The organism is Marivivens sp. JLT3646 (assembly GCF_001908835.1).
Lineage (GTDB): Bacteria > Pseudomonadota > Alphaproteobacteria > Rhodobacterales > Rhodobacteraceae > Marivivens > Marivivens geojensis.
This window is the reverse complement of the sequence record NZ_CP018572.1, coordinates 2,396,143-2,412,425: the sequence shown is the minus strand read 5'-3', so window position 1 is coordinate 2,412,425 and position 16,283 is coordinate 2,396,143. Positions and strand designations below refer to the sequence as shown.

The window sequence follows — 16,283 nt, the reverse complement described above, 5'->3', positions numbered from 1 at the left end:
AAGGAATGAAGTATTCCTACCGCACCCGCAGCGCAGATTGCCCCTATGAGCTGGCGATGGGCCTCGTGTCCAAGCGCTGGAAGGCGCGGGTGTTGGATGTGCTGTCTCGCGGGACTTTGCGATATGGCGATCTGAAGGATGCCCTGTCAGGTGTGTCGGACAAGGTATTGAGTGCGGCCTTGGATGAATTGACCCGCGATGGTTTGATCAGCCGCACGGCGTTTGCCGAAATCCCGCCGCGTGTTGAATATGCGCTGACCCCGCAGGGCGAAGGATTGCTCGCCGCGATGGAGCCGCTACGCCAATGGGCGGAACGGGAAAACGGGCGCTAGTCGTTTGCAGCGATGATTTCCGCGATCCGTGCGCCGATAGCCTGACTGCCTTTGGGCGATGGGTGGACGAGGTCGAGGCCATGATAGCTGCGGTCGCCATAGGGTACGAGGTCGGACATCGCAACAAAGGTGATGCCATCATCCGCCGCGGCCATGAGCGCCAGGCGACGATCTAGTTCGTCGCCGACTATACCGCAGCTCTCGACAGGGGCTTGTACACCGGGGGTTCTGAGGTAGCCAGAGTAGATCACCTTTGCACCACGCGCACGCAGGGACGCAACAAACTCTGGTATCGACCCTGACAGACCATCCGCACTGATCAGGCGATCCACCTGACGGTCGCAGGCGCGGCACCCGCAGCCGAAGAGAATGTCGTTTCCATAGCCATTCATGACCACCCATTCCCACGGGCCGTCGATCACTTGTTTCGGGATGCTGAGGCCAGCCGCACCGCTGACAGGCAGCGCGTAGTTGATCCGTGCGCCAGAGACGGAACGATCAACGACTTCTTCGCCGAGTTGATCCTCAATCGCATCTGAAACGGCTGCTCCAGAGCCGCGATTAAAGGCCATCATAGAATCGCCCAAAAGTAGAATGCGTGCATTCTCGGCACGAGGCGCGGTTTCACCGCAGCTAATTAAGCTAACGAAAACAAACCCAAAAAGCCACCGAAACGACATTCGAACACCTATGAAGTGAGCCTGCGCGGTTGAGGCTTTATCCGTGGTTTATATAGCAAATGAACCTTGTGCGCATATGCCTTTACGCAGGGGAAACAGTTTGTCGCCGCTTAGCGTTCGCCTTTGCCGTGCATGGCCATAATGGTCTGTTGCATCACTGCGCAGAGCGTTTCGGTGCCATCCTTGACCGCATAGACGTCGGCTTTGGTCAACAGGAGGGTCCGCCCCGCCCGCAGCACCGATCCTTTTGCGACGATCTTATCGCCGTTCGCTGGGGCAACCATGTTGATCTTATATTCAACGGTAAGAACGGATGTTCCCTCAGGCACGACCGTCATCGCAGCATAGCCCGCCGCAGAATCCGCAATCATTCCAACGACGCCACCGTGCACATATCCGTGCTGCTGGAGAACGCCGTCCCAGTGCGGGATTTCAATCTCGGCACGGCCTTCTTCGATCACGGGAATTTCGGCATGGATCAACGCCATGGCCGATTGTTTGGCAAAGCTGTCACGGATGCGGGCGCGGGTGTCATCACTAACTGTCATGCGATGACGCTAGAACGGCGTCCGTCAGTTTGTAAAACAAAACCCGCCGTCACAGGCGGGTTTCATTCGGTATCATCTGTGCTGAACGCTTAGCGACGACGGTCGCGGCGGGCGCTCATCGGTTGGAAGGCCACGCCAACGTGGGCTTCGCAGTACGGCTTACCCTGTTGGGTCGGCAGACCGCAAAACCAGAAGTCAGGCGTTGCGGGGTCACCAATCGGCCATTTGCAGGTCCGTTCGGTGAGTTCCATCAGCGATAGTTTCTTTGCGGTTTTTTCGACTTCGTTCACCTTGGCCAGCGCCTCGGGCGAGATTTCGTTTGCAGAGGGCTGCGGCGGCAGAGGCTGGCCAGCTGGGATGATTGCCTTGCGCGCAGGGCTCATCGGAATCGGCGCGAGGGTCGTTTCAGCCGGTTTCGGCTCTGCCTTCGGCTTGGGCGCTGCAGCCGCTGCGGGTTTTGGTTCCGCCTTAGCGACCTTGGGCGCTGCGGGCTTTGCCTCTTTGGCAGGTTTTGCGGGCGCTGCAGGAGCCGCACCAGTTGTGCGGTTCGAAAGGCCAAGACGATGCACCTTACCGATGACCGCATTTCGGGTCACCCCGCCAAGTTCTTTGGCGATCTGGCTGGCCGACTGGCCTTCGCCCCACATCTTTTTCAAGAGCTCGACGCGTTCGTCGGTCCAGGACATATTACGTTCCTTTGGCTAATTGGGCGGGCGCATTTGCGCATCCGACCTTGCATCATTGGTCAAGGGACTATTCTAAGCACGTGGGCGCGGGATACAAGCGTTCGAATCGCGAAAACGGAGGCAAAGATGTCACAAGATGCCGGAATGGGTGTGCGTAGGTTCGGAAAAGTGAACTGGTTGGGTCTCTATACCCTCTGCCGCCGTGAAGTTTTGCGATTCCTCAACGTTTGGTCGCAGACGCTTATGGCGCCGTTGATCAACGCTGGCTTGTTCCTTTTGATCTTTACGATCGCGATCGGATCGCAGCGGGGTGACGTGATGGGCGTGCCGTTCATGCACTTCCTCGCACCGGGTATCCTGACCATGACGGTGATCCAGAATGCGTTTGCGAACTCGTCCTCGTCGCTCACCTCAGCCAAGGTGCAGGGTAATATCGTGGACACGCTGATGCCGCCCTTGTCGGCGGGTGAATTGGTAACTGGCTACATCGCAGGCGCGGTTGCGCGTGGCCTATTGGTCGCCGTGGTGATCGCAATTGGCGTCTGGCTGTTCCTCGGCGTCGGGATGCAACATCCGCAGTGGGTTCTGGTTTTTGTGGTGCTTGGCGCTGTGTTTATGGGCGGTTTGGGCATCATCGCAGCCATTTTCGCCAATAAATTCGACCAACTTGCTGCGATTTCGAATTTTGTTGTGACGCCGTTGTCGTTTTTGTCGGGGACATTCTATTCTATCGACGCTTTGCCGCCTGTGTTGAACAAACTCAGCCACGTGAACCCGTTTTTCTACATCATCGACGGTGTTCGTTTCGGCATGATCGGTGTGTCGGACGGAAGCCCTTGGCGCGGCCTGTGGGTGGCCATCTTGGCCTGTGCGGTCGTCACCTCGATCTGCTGGTATTGGTTCAAGCGCGGCTACCGGTTGAAAGCCTGACAAAACCCTTTGCGAATATCTCGGGGTCGCCTATACGCGGCCCCATGATGACCAATGCGAAAATCACACTGATTCGACGCCGACGCTAATTTTTAGCGCCGTGCGCCTTTTTGCGCATCCATCTGACTTCCTTATACATTGACACGCCTTTGCCCCTGCGGCACCAATCAGGCTTCTATTTACAAAGGGTTTATCCATGATCCCCTCAGTCTTGCCGACTTATAACCGTGCACCTCTGTCTTTCGTCTCTGGCGAGGGCTCTTGGCTGGTGGAGGCATCGGGCCGACGTTATCTCGACCTTGGGGCAGGGATTGCCGTGAATGCTCTCGGCCATGCGCACCCTGATCTGGTGGCAGCCCTGACGACCCAAGCGAACGCGCTGTGGCACGTGTCGAACCTTTATAACATTCCTGCACAGCAAGAACTGGCGGACCGTTTAGTTGCTGCGACCTTTGCGGATACTGTGTTCTTTACCAATTCGGGCACAGAGTCCTGCGAACTCGCTGTGAAAATGGCGCGAAAGTATCATTATGAAAAAGGCCAGCCAGAGCGCACTACCATCATCGCTTTTGAAGGATCGTTCCACGGTCGTTCGTCCGCTGGTATCGCTGCAGCAGGCTCCGAGAAGATGACCAAGGGCTTTGGTCCGCTCCTTCCTGGGTTCAAGCACCTGAAATGGGGGGATCACGACGCACTGACCGCTGCTGCGGCAGAGGCTGACGTTTGCGCGATCCTGATTGAACCCGTTCAGGGCGAGGGCGGCATTCGTCCGCTGCCTGATCAGTGCCTCAAGGGGTTGCGCGATCTGTGCGATCAACATGGCATCCTGTTGATCCTTGACGAGGTTCAGTGCGGTATGGGCCGGACGGGCAAGCTCTTTGCGCATGAATGGTCGGGCGTAACACCTGACATCATGATGGTCGCCAAGGGCATCGGCGGTGGTTTCCCACTGGGCGCTGTTCTGGCCACTGAAGACGCGGCATCTGGCATGACGGCAGGCACCCACGGGTCGACCTACGGCGGCAACCCTCTCGCTTGTGCGGTTGGGAACGCGGTGATGAAGGCCATCGCGGATGATGCGTTTTTGGCAGAAGTGAACCGTAAGGCGGCCCTGCTGCGCCAAAAGCTCGAAGGTTTGGTTGCGGCACACCCTGACGTGTTCGAGGGCGTGCGTGGGTCTGGCCTGATGCTCGGCCTCAAATGTAAAGTCACCAACACCGATGTGGTCAAAGCAGGCTATGACGCTGGCGTTCTGACCGTGCCTGCGGGTGACAACGTGCTGCGCCTTCTGCCAGCTTTGAACATTACCGACGAAGACATTTCCGAGGCCGTTACACGCCTCGACACGACTGCAACGAAACTGGAGCAAGCCTGATCGTCTGATGGCATTGAACCTTCGCGGGTGAGGGGCACTGCCCCGATCCCGACGACGAAAGAAAACACTATGAAACACTTCCTTGATATCCACACCACCTCGTCCGACGATCTACGGGCGATCATTGATAACGCCAAAGCGATGAAAGCGGCTCGTAACGGTCGTCCCAAAGGGTCTGCTGACGACGATAAACCGCTTGATGGTCGCATGGTCGCGCTGATCTTTGAAAAGCCGTCGACCCGTACCCGCGTGTCGTTCGATGTGGGTGTGCGCCAGATGGGCGGTCAAACGATGGTGCTATCTGGTGCGGATATGCAGTTAGGCCATGGTGAGACGATTGCAGACACCGCGCGGGTTCTGTCGCGCTACGTGGACATGATCATGATCCGCACGTTCGAAGAGCAAACTCTGCTTGAGATGGCAGAATATGCGACCGTGCCAGTGATCAACGGCCTCACCAACCGCACCCACCCCTGCCAAATCATGGCGGACATTCAGACCTTCGAAGAACACCGCGGTTCAATCGCGGGGAAAAAGGTCGTTTGGTCGGGTGACGGCAACAACGTTTGCGCGTCCTTTATCCATGCGGCTGGTCAGTTCGGGTTTGATCTGACCTTCACTGGTCCGTCTTCGCTCGATCCCGAAGCGGTCTTTGTTGAAGAGGCCCGCGCCAAAGGTGCGAACATCGTGATTGAACGCGATCCGATGAAAGCCGTCGAAGGCGCCGATCTGGTTGTCACCGATACATGGGTTTCGATGCATGATCCCGTGTCCGCACGCGAGCGCCGTCATAACCAACTGCGGGGCTACCAGGTGAACGAACAGTTGATGGCAGCGGCAAAGCCTGATGCGTTGTTTATGCACTGCTTGCCGGCCCACCGTGACGATGAGGCGACCAGCGCCGTGATGGATGGCCCGCATTCGGTGATCTTTGACGAAGCGGAAAACCGTCTGCATGCACAAAAGGCTGTGATGCGTTGGTGCTTGGGCGTCTGATTTAGCGGTAGGTTAGAAATGAAAAAGGCGGGCCCGAGGGTCCGCCTTTTGCGTTTGGTTGTTAGACTTAGATCAGTGACCGAAGATGCCGTTGAGCACGTAGAACACAACAGCCGACAGGCCAGCCGCTGCGGGCACGGTAATCACCCATGCCGCGACGATGGTCATAAAGTGGCTACGACGCACCAGTTTACGGCGGCGACGCTCTTCGGGAGCGAGGCGCTTCGCTTCTGGCGTATCGAGGTTCAATTTGCGTGCGCGGCGGCTGTGATCCCATTCACGATAGAAACCCACGCCGAACACACCACCAACCGCGATGTGGGTCGATGACACAGGCAGACCCAGCCAGCTCGCGACGATCACGGTGATCGCTGCAGAGAGAGCCACGCAGTATGCGCGCATCGGGTTCAGTTTTGTGATCTGAGAGCCAACCATGCGGATGAGCTTGGGACCAAAGGTCACGAGGCCGAAGGAAATGCCCAACGCGCCGATCACCATAACCCAAATCGGAATGTGCACTTTGCCCGCGATTTCACCGAACTCTTGGGTGTGAACGATTGCAGCAAGCGGGCCAACAGCGTTCGCAACGTCGTTCGCGCCGTGCGCAAAGGACAGGAGCGCCGCAGAGATTACCAGCGGCAGTCCGAACAGCACCTTGAGCGACTTGTTACGGTTCTCCAAGCCTTGGGATTTCTTACGGATGTAAGGCGACGACAGAAGGTAGGTCGCAACACCAACAGCCAAACCGATGAGCAGTGCAGGTCCGAGGTCGATAGAGATCAGCTTTTTCAGGCCCTTCACCGCGAGGTAAACAGCAAAGACACCAGCCATGATGCCGATCAGAACGGGCACCCAACGGCGCGCGGCTGCGATTTTGTCTTCACGATAGATGATGAAGGTCTTGATGAACCACAGAAACAGCGCAGCAATTGCGCCGCCCAGAACTGGCGAAATCACCCAGCTTGCTGCGATTTGGCCCATCGACGTCCAGTTCACGGTGGCCAGACCCGCCGCCGCGATACCAGCGCCCATTACGCCACCCACAACAGAGTGGGTCGTGGAGACAGGTGCACCGATCCAAGTTGCAAGGTTCACCCAGAGAGCAGACGACACCAGCGCCGCCATCATCGCCCAGATGAACATCATCGAACTATCAAAGCTCGCAGGATCGATAATCCCTTTGGAAATAGTCGAGACGACGTCACCGCCAGCCAGCAGAGCACCCGCACTTTCACACAAGGCCGCGATGACAATCGCGCCGCCCATTGTAAGCGCATTCGCGCCCACCGCAGGTCCCATGTTATTCGCAACGTCATTGGCCCCGATGTTGAGCGCCATATAGGCCCCAAAAACCGCAGCAGCCACGACCACGGCAGATCCAGAGCCAAGGCCAAACACGAATGCGGCGCCAAAGCCAGCAAGCACCATAAAGGTCAGACCGAGCCCGAAGCCGATCATGGGACGCGACACATACAGTGTCGCTGTTTCGAGCGTCGAAATCCGGTTAAGATCGCGATCGAGGGTTTTCCAGCTCGACTTGTCTTCTGAGGTCATCAGATTGGCCCGTCATGAAAGTGTTACAATTGGCAAGTCGGGTAAGGATTACCCGATACGATTGCAACCATTTCTTTGCAGCACTATCCGTTAAGGGTTCGCAAAAATTCGGCCATATCGGCGTCTTCAACGAACTCTGCTGCGCGGTCAAACGGTACCCATTTGCGCTTGCGCTTGTCCTTCTCAGGGAATTTGTTGGCCAGTTTTTCGACCTCGATCGCGTAGACATAGACGCGGCAGTCGCGTTCGATCCCGTTATCGACGGTCTTTTTCCCGTCATAGGTGCCGACAGGTTCCTTTGCGGCGCGGGCATTTTTGACCCCCGCCTCTTCCCATGCTTCCTGCAATGCAGTCTGCGAGCCACTCATTCCGTCGATGGGCCAACCTTTGGGGAGAATCCAACGGCCATTGGACGATGTGACCAAAAGCACTTCATCACCGGACTTGGTTTCACGCATGCACAGCGCCGCAATCTGAACCAACGCAGGGCGGTTCAACATTGGGGACACCACTTCGGTCCAGGCTGTGCGCAAAAAAGGTACCATATATTCGCCTAGGGACGTTTATATTTCATTGGCCAAGCCTTATCAGAGCACCCAGAGAGAGGCAAACAACGAACCCGAAAAGGACGTTTTTAAATGACTCAACTTGCCAACCTTGGCCTCTATGGTCTGGGTACAATGGGCAGCGCACTTGCGCTCAATATCCTCGACAACGGATTTGCGCTCCATGTTGCCAACCGCTCCTACGATGTCACCGCTGAATTTGTTGCCGAAGCGGGCGATCTCGCTGCAAGACTGACCTCGCACGCAAGCCTTGCGGATATGGCGCGCAATATGCCTGCGCCCCGTGCGATCATCCTCATGGTGCCAGCGGGCAATCCCGTCGAATCATCGATCGAGGAGCTTTGTGATCTGCTCGAACCGGGTGACACGATCATCGACGCAGGGAACACCGATTTCCACGATACCCGCCGCCGCACTGCTTTGGTCGAGGGCCGTGGCCTGACCTTTATCGGTATGGGCGTTTCGGGCGGCGAAGAAGGTGCTCGTCACGGTCCGTCGATCATGGTTGGTGGTACGCCCCAAGCATGGGCTGGTATCCGCCCCGTCATCGAAGCCATAGCGGCAAAGTTCAACGGTGAGGCTTGTGCCGATCACCTCGGTCCCGATGGGGCAGGGCATTTTGTCAAAACCGTTCACAACGGCATCGAATACGCCGATATGCAGATGATTTCTGAACTCTACGGGATCATGCGCTACGGTCAGGGTATGTCGCCTGCTGAAATCGGTGCACGTTTTGAATCGTGGGATACTGGCGCTCTGCAATCTTATCTGGTGGAAATCACGGGTAAGGTTCTTCAGGCCGTTGATAGCAAAACGGGTGCGCCTGCGGTTGATGTGATCCTTGACCGCGCTGGTCAGAAAGGCACAGGCCGATGGACCTTGATCGAAGCTCTCCGCCTCGGCCAATCGGCCTCCGCCATCGAAGCCGCTGTTGCCGCGCGCTCTTGGTCGTCGGAAAAAGAAACCCGCATCGACGGCGAAGCGATCCTCTCGGGCACCCGCACGGCCGTTGACCTGTCAGAGCAAGACTACGCCGATGCTCTCCTCGCAGCGCGTATCATCGCCTACGCTCAAGGTTTCCGCCTCTTGGCCGCCGCATCAGAGGAATACAACTGGTCGCTCGACTTCGCTCGTATTTCTGAGATCTGGCGTGCAGGTTGCATCATTCGTTCGGCTCTGCTCGACGATATTTCCGCGGCCTTCCGTGGTGAAATGCCCAAAGGTCAGCTGGTCTTTGCGCCCGCCTTTGCGGAACGTCTGAAAGTTACCGTGCCGGCGCTTCGCCGTGTGGTCGCTGCTGCGGCCCTGAACGGCCACCCGGTACCTGCATGCGCATCGGCGCTTTCGTTCATCGATACCCTGTCGATGGCACGTGGCACCACCGACCTCATTCAGGCTCAGCGTGACTTCTTCGGTATGCACGGGTTTGAACGCATCGATGGTGGCGCAGGTCATCATGGCCCTTGGTGGGACTGATCGTCCCGCCTTTGTGCTGTAAATATCTCGGGGGTTAGGGGGCAGAGCCCCCTTGCGCCGCGCCAGCGGCGCCCCCTAAACACCTGATATGACACTTCCCATCGACTCCGCCTTGCCTGACCTGATCGACGCGCTCCGCGTCGAAGGTCGCGCCGTGCTACAGGCTCCTCCGGGCGCGGGTAAGACCACGCGGGTGCCATTGGCGCTACTTGATGCGTCTATCACCGATGGCAAGATCATCATGCTCGAACCGCGTCGCCTTGCGGCCCGCGCAGCGGCGGAACGCTTGGCGGAACAGCTAGGTGAAAAGACGGGCCAGACAGTTGGTTACCGTATGCGCGGCGATAGCAAGGCTGGCAGCAGGGTCGAGGTTGTCACCGAAGGTATCCTGACCCGCATGATCCAATCTGACCCCGAATTGACGAGGATTGGTGCGATCATCTTTGACGAATTTCACGAACGCAGCCTGAATGCAGACCTCGGCCTCGCGCTGACGTGGGAAATTCGGCAAGCCTTGCGAGATGATTTGATCTTGGTGGTGATGTCCGCGACGCTGGATGCCGAACCTGTTGCGCGGTTGTTGGACAACGCCCCGATGATCACCTCAGAGGGGCGTGCTTATCCCGTCGATCTGGTCTATTTGGATCGTCCTCTCGACAAAGCCCGCCGCCTTGAAGCGGCAACTGCGGATTTGATCGTTGACGCTGTGGCCCAGACTGAGGGCGGCGTTTTGGTGTTCCTGCCCGGTGAAGGTGAAATCCGTCGGACAGAGGCCGCGCTGCAGGGGCGTTTGCCCAAAGAATGCGAAGTTCGCCCGCTCTATGGTGCGCTGCCCTTTGCCCAGCAACGTGCCGCGATCGCACCTGTCTCAAGCGGGAGGAAGATTGTTCTATCGACCTCTATCGCGGAAACCTCGCTGACGATTGAGGATATTCGTGTTGTCGTCGATGCGGGTCGTGCGCGACGGTCACGTTATGACCCGTCGTCTGGCATGGCGCGACTTGTCACCGAACGCGTGTCAAAGGCCGAAGCGACGCAGCGTGCAGGCCGCGCAGGTCGTGTCGCTGCTGGCACGTGTTACCGCCTCTGGACCAAAGGCGAAGACGGCGCGTTGCAGGCCTTCCCACCAGCAGAGATCGAAGCGACCGATTTGGCGGGCCTTGCCTTGGAAATGGCGCTGTGGGGCGCGGCTGATTTGCCGTTCCTGACCCCTCCGCCCGAGGGAACCATAGCCGAGGCGCAGGCGCTTTTGCATCAACTGGGCGCGTTAGACGCTGACGGTCGGATCACGGATCACGGCAGGCTTATCGCGGCGATGCCGCTGCACCCACGGCTCGCCCATATGCTGGCGGTTGCGGGTAAACAGGCAGCGCCTTTGGCCGCGCTTTTGGCGGACCGCGATCCGATGATTGGCGGGCAAACGGATCTGATGTTGCGACTGAGGGCCATCCGAACAAGTGAAGGAAACGTAAACCGAAGCGTGCTGGATCGGATCAAGGTCGAGGCAAAACGCTTTGCCCAGCTGGCCGAGGAAAAGCCCAGGTTGTCACCCGCAGAGATGGCGGCCTTGGCCTATCCTGACCGTATCGGGCTGCGTCGGTCGGGCGATGCGCCACGCTATATCCTGTCGGGGGGCAAAGGGGCCGTGATGCCAGATGGCGATGGCCTCGCTGGGCAACGGTTGATTGTCGCAACCGACCTCGACGGAAATCCGCGTGAGGCCAAAATCCGTCAGGCGCTGGCCATTTCAGAAAGCGAACTCCGTGGCCTCTTTGCGGATCAGATCGCATGGACGGACGTGTGCGAATGGTCCAAGCGGGACCGTCGGGTGAAAACACGTCGCGTTGAGATGTTTGGTGCGCTCCCACTCGATGATCGGCAGTGGTCCGAGGCCAGCGAAGAGGCGATTGCCCGTGCGATGCTGGATGGCGTACGTGACCTTGGTCTGCGATTGGATGGGGCTGCGGCGCGTCTCTGTGCGCGGGTCGAACTGGTGCGCGCGGGTGGCGCTGATTTGCCCTCGATGGACACGGATAGCCTCATGGCGGGACTAGAGGATTGGTTGCTGCCTCACCTGAACGGAGTGCGCTCTGCGGACGATTGGAAGCGGTTCAACCCGCATGACGCCCTGCGCGGAATGATGTCGTGGGACCAGTTACAGGTTCTGGATCAAGCGGCCCCGTCGCATTTTGAAACGCCGCTGGGGCGTAAAATTCCGATTGATTACGACGGGGAACATCCGCAGATCACACTGCGATTGCAGGAAATGTTTGGCGTCACGCGCCATCCGACCGTTGGGAAAACGCCGCTTCGTGTGACGCTGCTATCACCCGGTCAAAAGCCTGTGCAGGTCACGATGGATATTCCTGGTTTCTGGGCGAATTCCTACGCCGATGTGCGCAAAGACATGCGTGGCCAATATCCCAAACACCCATGGCCCGAAGATCCGACAACGGCCGACCCGACCTTGCGGGCCAAACCGCGCGCCCGTTAATCCCGCGCGCGCAGAACCGCACCGGGGTTCAGGATGCCCTGCGGGTCTAGTGCATTCTTGATCGCACGCATCATCGATAGTTTCATCGGGTCGGAATATTTCTCAAGGTCATCGACCTTGAGCCGCCCAATCCCGTGTTCGGCACTGACCGACCCGTCGAACTTGTGAACGATGTCGTGGACGGTCGTTTTTATCGCGCCGCGCAGGTTTTCATAATCCGCGCGGGTTCGGCCTTGGGTTGGGAAGACGTTGAAGTGTAGGTTGCCGTCGCCCAAATGCCCAAAGCAGTTGATGCGGAATTCACCGACCTGCGCGAGTGCAGCGGTGGCCTCGACGATATAGTCAGGGATTTTCGACAGCGGCACAGAGATGTCATGTGAGGAAATCGACCCGATGCGGCGGTTTGCTTCGGGGATGCTCTCTCGGATCGCCCAAAACGCCTGACGCTGGGCCTCGGACTGTGCAATCACGCCGTCGCTGACCAGATCGGCCTCAGACGCAGTGACAAATAGCGACTCAAGCGCTTCTTGGGGGTGGAACCCAGCGGGTAAACCGAGGTCGATTAGGACGAACCATTCTGGTGTCTCGGCAAAAGGTTTCGCGACCTCTGGGCCGACCTCATCCAAAAATGCGATGCCCTGTTTGCTCATCAGTTCAAAGGCAGAGATGCCTTCGCCGATTTGCGCCTGAGCCAGCGCCAACAGCTCGAGCGCAGACGCAGGAGACGGCACGACCATCAGCGCCGTGCCATGCGTTGCAGGGCGCGGGGAGAGTTTCAGTGCGGCGCCGGTAATGATGCCGAGGCTGCCCTCGGACCCGATCATCAGGTCGCGCAGGTCATAGCCGGTGTTGTCTTTGCGCAATCGGGTAAGGCCGTTCCAGACCTCCCCGCTCGCCGTTACGACCTCAAGTCCCAGAACCTGAGCGCGTGCGTTGCCATAGCGCAGAACGTTCAACCCGCCCGCATTGGTGCCAAGGAGCCCGCCGATCCGCGCCGATCCCTCAGAGGCGAGCGAGAGAGGGAACAGGCGTTCTACGCCCTCTGCCGCTGCCTGAACCTCCGCCAAAATGCAGCCCGCATCGCAGACGAGCACGTTTTCTGTCGGGTAGATGTCACGAATACGGTTCATCCGCTCAAGGCTGAGGACAACGGGCACGGGCCCGTCTTCCATCAGTTGACCACCGACCAATCCAGTGCCGCCAGAATAGGGGATGATGCCAACCTTATGCGCAGCGCAGAGTTTGACGATCTCAGAGACCTCTGCCGTGCTGGACGGCGCAACAACGACGCCCGTCCCCATGAACCGCCCGCGCGGTTCCCTTAGGTAGGGGTCCGTATCGTCTTTAATCACCAGATCAGGGATGGTGGATTGTAGAAGGGTGACAAAAGTATCGTCAGCAGAGTTCAGCATTGGCCTAGATTTGCCTTCCCGCGGCGATCCGCGCGGAGGTTTGCGTAAAGGACGTGATTGCGCCAGCGTCCGTTAATTTCGAGGTAACTTTGTGCCACCCCCTCGTATTTGTAACCGCAGCTTTCGAGCAAACGGCGCGAGGGAGTATTTTCGGGCAAACAGCCGGCTTCGATCCGGCTCAGGTCCAGTTCGACAAAGGCGTAATGTACCAGTGCATCAATCGCTTCGCGCATATAGCCGTTTCGGGCGTAGCGTTGGCCGATCCAGTAGCCTGCGGTGCCCGCTTGGGCAGGGCCACGGCGGATATTGTCGAGGGTGATTGCCCCGAGGAGCGCCTGATCCTCACGGCGAATGAGGAACAGCGGAACCGCAGTGCCATTGGCGAGCGACCGTTGGGACCAATACACACGGTTGGTAAAGGCCTTGCGGCTCAGGTGGTCCTTGGACCACTCGGGTTCCCAAGGAGTTAGAAACTCGCGACTTTCCTGCCGAAGGTCCGCCCACTGGCGCCAGTCGCCGTGATCTGGCAGCCGCAATGTCATGCGGTCTGTTTCCAGCCTGACCTTGCGACGCCTACCCAGCATTATGCAGCTAGCCTTGATTTCAGAGTGTCGAGATCGGGTGTATTATGGCCAGGGCCGTAGATCGCCATTGCCATTTCTGCCTCCCCCGCCATCTTGCCCGCAAATTCGCGCACGTCCTGAACAGAAACGTTGTCGATCATCGCTACGGTTTCTTCGAGGTCGATGATGCGGCCCTTGGAATAGAGCATATGGACCAGACGTTCCGCGCGGTTTGACGGCGTTTCCAGCCCCATTAACAGACCAGCCTTCATTTGCGCACGGGCACGAGCGACTTCTGCCTCGGACATGTCGTCCGCAGCACGCTTCATCTCGTCCATTGTGATCTGCGATAGCTGCGCGATGTCGTCTGCGGATGTGCCCGCATAGATCGTCATCATGCCCGTGTCGGCATAGGCGCCGGTCTGAGCAAAGATCGAGTAGCACAGGCCACGGTTTTCGCGGATCTCTTGGAACAGACGGCTGGAAATACCGCCGCCCAGAGCCGACGAATAAATCTGTGCGGTAAAAATGTCCCGACCCAGGTAGTCCGGACCTTCAAAGCCCAATGTGAAATGGACCTGCTCTAGCGCTTTCAGTTCACGCTTTTCGCCGCTGCGGAACTTTGCTGGAACAACAGTCTGGAGGTTTGGACGCGATGTCATCCCGCCAAAGATCGCTTCGGCCTGTTTAACGATCGCATCATGGTCCACGGCTCCAGCAGCCGACAGGATCATGCGGTCAGGTGCGTAATGTTCATCCATGAACCCTTGTAGGTCATGGTTCTGGAACGCGGACACACGCTCAGACGGACCTAGGATGGTGCGGCCAAGCGGCTGATCAGGGTAGGCCGCTTCTTGCAGCCAATCAAAGACGATGTCGTCAGGTGTGTCGTACGACAACCCGATTTCCTGTAGGATCACACCACGTTCAACATCCACATCGTGGGGATTGAACACTGGGTTCATCAGAATATCGCCAATGATGTCGAGGCCAAGCGTCACGTCCTCTTCGAGGACGCGCGCATAATAGGCCGTCATTTCGCGGCTGGTGTAGGCGTTGATATAGCCGCCTACGTCTTCGATTTGTTCGGCAATCTGCAACGCAGTGCGGTTCGTCGTTCCCTTGAACGCCATATGTTCAAGGAAATGCGCGATGCCGTTCTGTTCGATCCGTTCGTGGCGTCCACCTGCCAAAACCCAAACGCCGATAGAGGCAGATTTCAGGCTGGGCATGGCTTCGGTTACGATACGGAAGCCGTTGGATAGTGTGTGAGTGCGGATGGTCAACGCGCGCGACGCTCCCGAATGATAGCTTGCAGGGCGTCCATGTCGTTGGCGACGCGTGTGACCCGTTCATCACGGTCATACAGGTCTGCCATGCGCGGGGGAAGAGGCGGGCGAATGCCGCTCGCTTTTTCCACGGCATCTGGGAACTTTGCGGGGTGTGCGGTTGCCAATGTGATCATTGGGGTCGCGCCGAGGAAACCCTCGGCCACTTTCACGCCAACAGCCGAGTGCGGGCAGAGAAGTTCGCCCGACGCTTTGATCTGTGCGCCGATGGTGTCGAGGGTTTCATCCTCGGACGCGCGGCCAGAGTTGAAGGTGTCCTTGAGCATGTCATAGGCGCCTTGGGAAATAGTGAATTCCCCTTTGTCCTTGAGGTCTGCCATCGCTTGAGCGGTCACAGCACCGTCACGGCCATAGGCATCGAACAGCGCACGTTCAAAGTTGGACGAAACCTGAATATCCATCGACGGGCTGATTGACGGGGTCACACCCTCTTTCTTTTGAACGCCTGTTGCCAGTGTGCGATGCAAAATGTCGTTCTGGTTCGTCGCGACGACCAGACGGTCGATCGGTAGGCCCATCTTCTTAGCGATATAGCCCGCGAAAATGTCACCGAAGTTGCCTGTGGGCACAGTGAAGGACACTTTGCGATGCGGCGCGCCGAGGCTCACAGCGGAGGAGAAGTAGTAAACGACCTGCGCCAGAACGCGGCCCCAGTTGATCGAGTTCACACCCGCGAGGTGGACCTCATCACGGAAGTCAAAGTCGTTGAACATGTCCTTGAGTGCGGCCTGACAATCGTCAAAGTCACCATCAACCGCCAGCGCGTGAACGTTCGATTCCGACGGGGTGGTCATCTGGCGGCGTTGCACCTCGGATACACGGCCATGCGGGAAGAGGATGAACACATCCACGTTGTCCAGACCACGGAACGCCTCAATCGCGGCAGAGCCTGTGTCGCCCGAGGTCGCGCCGACGATGGTGATGCGTTTTCCTGAACGGGCCAGCGCGAATTGCATCATCTGGCCGATGAGCTGCATTGCAAAGTCTTTGAACGCGAGGGTTGGGCCGTGGAACAGTTCCAAAAGGAAGTGGTTCGGCGCCAATTGTACTAGCGGTGCGCGGGCATCGTGACCAAACCCAGCGTAGGCTTTTGCGATCAGACCTTTGAACTCTTCGTCGGTGAAGGTATCTGCCACAAACGGCTTCATCACAGCAAAGGCGATCTCTTCGTAGGACTTTCCAGCCAGCGCAGCGATTTCGTCCTCGGTCATCGTCGGGACGGTTTCAGGGACATAGAGACCGCCATCACGGGCAAGGCCAGTCATCATCGCCTCTTCAAACGTAAGGGCGGGGGCCTGTCCACGGGTCGAGATATAGCGCAT

Annotated in this window: 15 protein-coding genes; 6 read left to right on the top strand and 9 right to left on the bottom strand. The window is 58.1% G+C overall.

What is annotated here, in order from left to right:
* Window positions 1-5: 5 nt before the first annotated feature.
* On the top strand, window positions 6-332 hold the full coding sequence (locus tag BSK21_RS12005) for a helix-turn-helix domain-containing protein (RefSeq protein ID WP_067550778.1): 327 nt from the start codon (window positions 6-8) through the stop codon (window positions 330-332).
* Here the strand turns inward: BSK21_RS12005 and BSK21_RS12000 are convergent.
* The 3 genes from BSK21_RS12000 to BSK21_RS11990 all read right to left on the bottom strand — a co-directional run bounded on the left by BSK21_RS12000 (window position 329) and on the right by BSK21_RS11990 (window position 2,246).
* Window positions 329-907 (bottom strand): SGNH/GDSL hydrolase family protein, encoded by a 579-nt coding sequence (locus BSK21_RS12000; RefSeq protein ID WP_231924807.1) that lies wholly within the window; start codon window positions 905-907, stop codon window positions 329-331. The genes BSK21_RS12005 and BSK21_RS12000 overlap by 4 nt on opposite strands.
* A 215-nt stretch (window positions 908-1,122) precedes the next feature.
* Window positions 1,123-1,560, bottom strand: a complete 438-nt coding sequence (locus BSK21_RS11995) for a PaaI family thioesterase (protein ID WP_067550776.1) — start codon at window positions 1,558-1,560, stop codon at window positions 1,123-1,125.
* 89 nt (window positions 1,561-1,649) lie between these two features.
* A complete protein-coding gene (locus BSK21_RS11990) occupies window positions 1,650-2,246 on the bottom strand; it encodes a GcrA family cell cycle regulator (protein ID WP_067550775.1) in 597 nt (198 codons plus the stop codon).
* Between the two features lie 126 nt (window positions 2,247-2,372).
* On the opposite strand from BSK21_RS11990, the gene BSK21_RS11985 reads away from it, so the two are divergent.
* The 3 genes from BSK21_RS11985 to argF all read left to right on the top strand — a co-directional run bounded on the left by BSK21_RS11985 (window position 2,373) and on the right by argF (window position 5,547).
* The gene (locus BSK21_RS11985; protein WP_067550774.1) at window positions 2,373-3,176 is read left to right on the top strand and encodes an ABC transporter permease; all 804 of its coding nucleotides are present in this window, start codon (window positions 2,373-2,375) and stop codon (window positions 3,174-3,176) included.
* Window positions 3,177-3,372: 196 nt separating this feature from the next.
* Window positions 3,373-4,551 (top strand): aspartate aminotransferase family protein, encoded by a 1,179-nt coding sequence (locus BSK21_RS11980; RefSeq protein WP_067550773.1) that lies wholly within the window; start codon window positions 3,373-3,375, stop codon window positions 4,549-4,551.
* Window positions 4,552-4,620: 69 nt separating this feature from the next.
* Window positions 4,621-5,547 carry an ornithine carbamoyltransferase gene (argF, locus tag BSK21_RS11975; RefSeq protein ID WP_067550772.1) on the top strand — a complete coding sequence of 309 codons (927 nt, stop codon included), beginning with the start codon at window positions 4,621-4,623 and terminating at the stop codon, window positions 5,545-5,547.
* Window positions 5,548-5,619: 72 nt separating this feature from the next.
* Here the strand turns inward: argF and BSK21_RS11970 are convergent, their stop codons facing one another.
* Together BSK21_RS11970 and BSK21_RS11965 are read right to left on the bottom strand one after the other, a co-directional pair.
* Entirely contained in the window at window positions 5,620-7,101 is a 1,482-nt protein-coding gene (locus BSK21_RS11970; RefSeq protein WP_067550771.1) for an inorganic phosphate transporter, read from the bottom strand.
* A gap of 83 nt (window positions 7,102-7,184) precedes the next feature.
* The gene (locus BSK21_RS11965) at window positions 7,185-7,646 is read right to left on the bottom strand and encodes an NUDIX hydrolase (RefSeq protein WP_067550770.1); all 462 of its coding nucleotides are present in this window, start codon (window positions 7,644-7,646) and stop codon (window positions 7,185-7,187) included.
* A 93-nt stretch (window positions 7,647-7,739) separates the two neighbouring features.
* Between BSK21_RS11965 and gndA the strand changes: the two genes are divergently transcribed.
* Together gndA and hrpB are read left to right on the top strand one after the other, a co-directional pair.
* The gene (gndA, locus tag BSK21_RS11960; RefSeq protein WP_074039034.1) at window positions 7,740-9,143 is read left to right on the top strand and encodes an NADP-dependent phosphogluconate dehydrogenase; all 1,404 of its coding nucleotides are present in this window, start codon (window positions 7,740-7,742) and stop codon (window positions 9,141-9,143) included.
* A gap of 88 nt (window positions 9,144-9,231) precedes the next feature.
* A complete protein-coding gene (hrpB, locus tag BSK21_RS11955; RefSeq protein ID WP_067550769.1) occupies window positions 9,232-11,637 on the top strand; it encodes an ATP-dependent helicase HrpB in 2,406 nt (801 codons plus the stop codon).
* Here hrpB and BSK21_RS11950 read toward each other — a convergent pair.
* Genes BSK21_RS11950 through thrC form a run of 4 tightly spaced genes read right to left on the bottom strand, consistent with a single transcriptional unit; the run spans window position 11,634 to window position 16,283 of the window.
* Window positions 11,634-13,049, bottom strand: coding sequence for an FAD-binding oxidoreductase (locus BSK21_RS11950; protein WP_067550768.1), 1,416 nt, complete (start codon window positions 13,047-13,049; stop codon window positions 11,634-11,636). The genes hrpB and BSK21_RS11950 overlap by 4 nt on opposite strands.
* A complete protein-coding gene (locus BSK21_RS11945) occupies window positions 13,043-13,633 on the bottom strand; it encodes a GNAT family N-acetyltransferase (protein ID WP_067550767.1) in 591 nt (196 codons plus the stop codon). Before BSK21_RS11945 ends, BSK21_RS11950 begins: the two co-directional genes overlap by 7 nt.
* Window positions 13,633-14,898 carry a pitrilysin family protein gene (locus tag BSK21_RS11940; protein ID WP_067550766.1) on the bottom strand — a complete coding sequence of 422 codons (1,266 nt, stop codon included), beginning with the start codon at window positions 14,896-14,898 and terminating at the stop codon, window positions 13,633-13,635. Before BSK21_RS11940 ends, BSK21_RS11945 begins: the two co-directional genes overlap by 1 nt.
* Window positions 14,895-16,283, bottom strand: a complete 1,389-nt coding sequence (thrC, locus tag BSK21_RS11935) for a threonine synthase (RefSeq protein WP_067550765.1) — start codon at window positions 16,281-16,283, stop codon at window positions 14,895-14,897. The genes BSK21_RS11940 and thrC overlap by 4 nt, the downstream gene beginning before the upstream one ends.

Coding starts and splice junctions, on each gene's coding strand:
- BSK21_RS11985 (WP_067550774.1), top strand. CDS start 2,373: ATGTCACAAGATGCCGGAATGGGTGTGCGTAGGTTCGGAAAAGTGAAC.
- BSK21_RS12000 (WP_231924807.1), bottom strand. CDS start 907: ATGATGGCCTTTAATCGCGGCTCTGGAGCAGCCGTTTCAGATGCGATT.
- BSK21_RS11990 (WP_067550775.1), bottom strand. CDS start 2,246: ATGTCCTGGACCGACGAACGCGTCGAGCTCTTGAAAAAGATGTGGGGC.
- gndA (WP_074039034.1), top strand. CDS start 7,740: ATGACTCAACTTGCCAACCTTGGCCTCTATGGTCTGGGTACAATGGGC.
- BSK21_RS11995 (WP_067550776.1), bottom strand. CDS start 1,560: ATGACAGTTAGTGATGACACCCGCGCCCGCATCCGTGACAGCTTTGCC.
- BSK21_RS11980 (WP_067550773.1), top strand. CDS start 3,373: ATGATCCCCTCAGTCTTGCCGACTTATAACCGTGCACCTCTGTCTTTC.
- BSK21_RS11950 (WP_067550768.1), bottom strand. CDS start 13,049: ATGCTGAACTCTGCTGACGATACTTTTGTCACCCTTCTACAATCCACC.
- BSK21_RS11945 (WP_067550767.1), bottom strand. CDS start 13,633: ATGCTGGGTAGGCGTCGCAAGGTCAGGCTGGAAACAGACCGCATGACA.
- BSK21_RS12005 (WP_067550778.1), top strand. CDS start 6: ATGAAGTATTCCTACCGCACCCGCAGCGCAGATTGCCCCTATGAGCTG.
- argF (WP_067550772.1), top strand. CDS start 4,621: ATGAAACACTTCCTTGATATCCACACCACCTCGTCCGACGATCTACGG.
- BSK21_RS11965 (WP_067550770.1), bottom strand. CDS start 7,646: ATGGTACCTTTTTTGCGCACAGCCTGGACCGAAGTGGTGTCCCCAATG.
- hrpB (WP_067550769.1), top strand. CDS start 9,232: ATGACACTTCCCATCGACTCCGCCTTGCCTGACCTGATCGACGCGCTC.
- BSK21_RS11970 (WP_067550771.1), bottom strand. CDS start 7,101: ATGACCTCAGAAGACAAGTCGAGCTGGAAAACCCTCGATCGCGATCTT.
- thrC (WP_067550765.1), bottom strand. CDS start 16,283: ATGCGCTATATCTCGACCCGTGGACAGGCCCCCGCCCTTACGTTTGAA.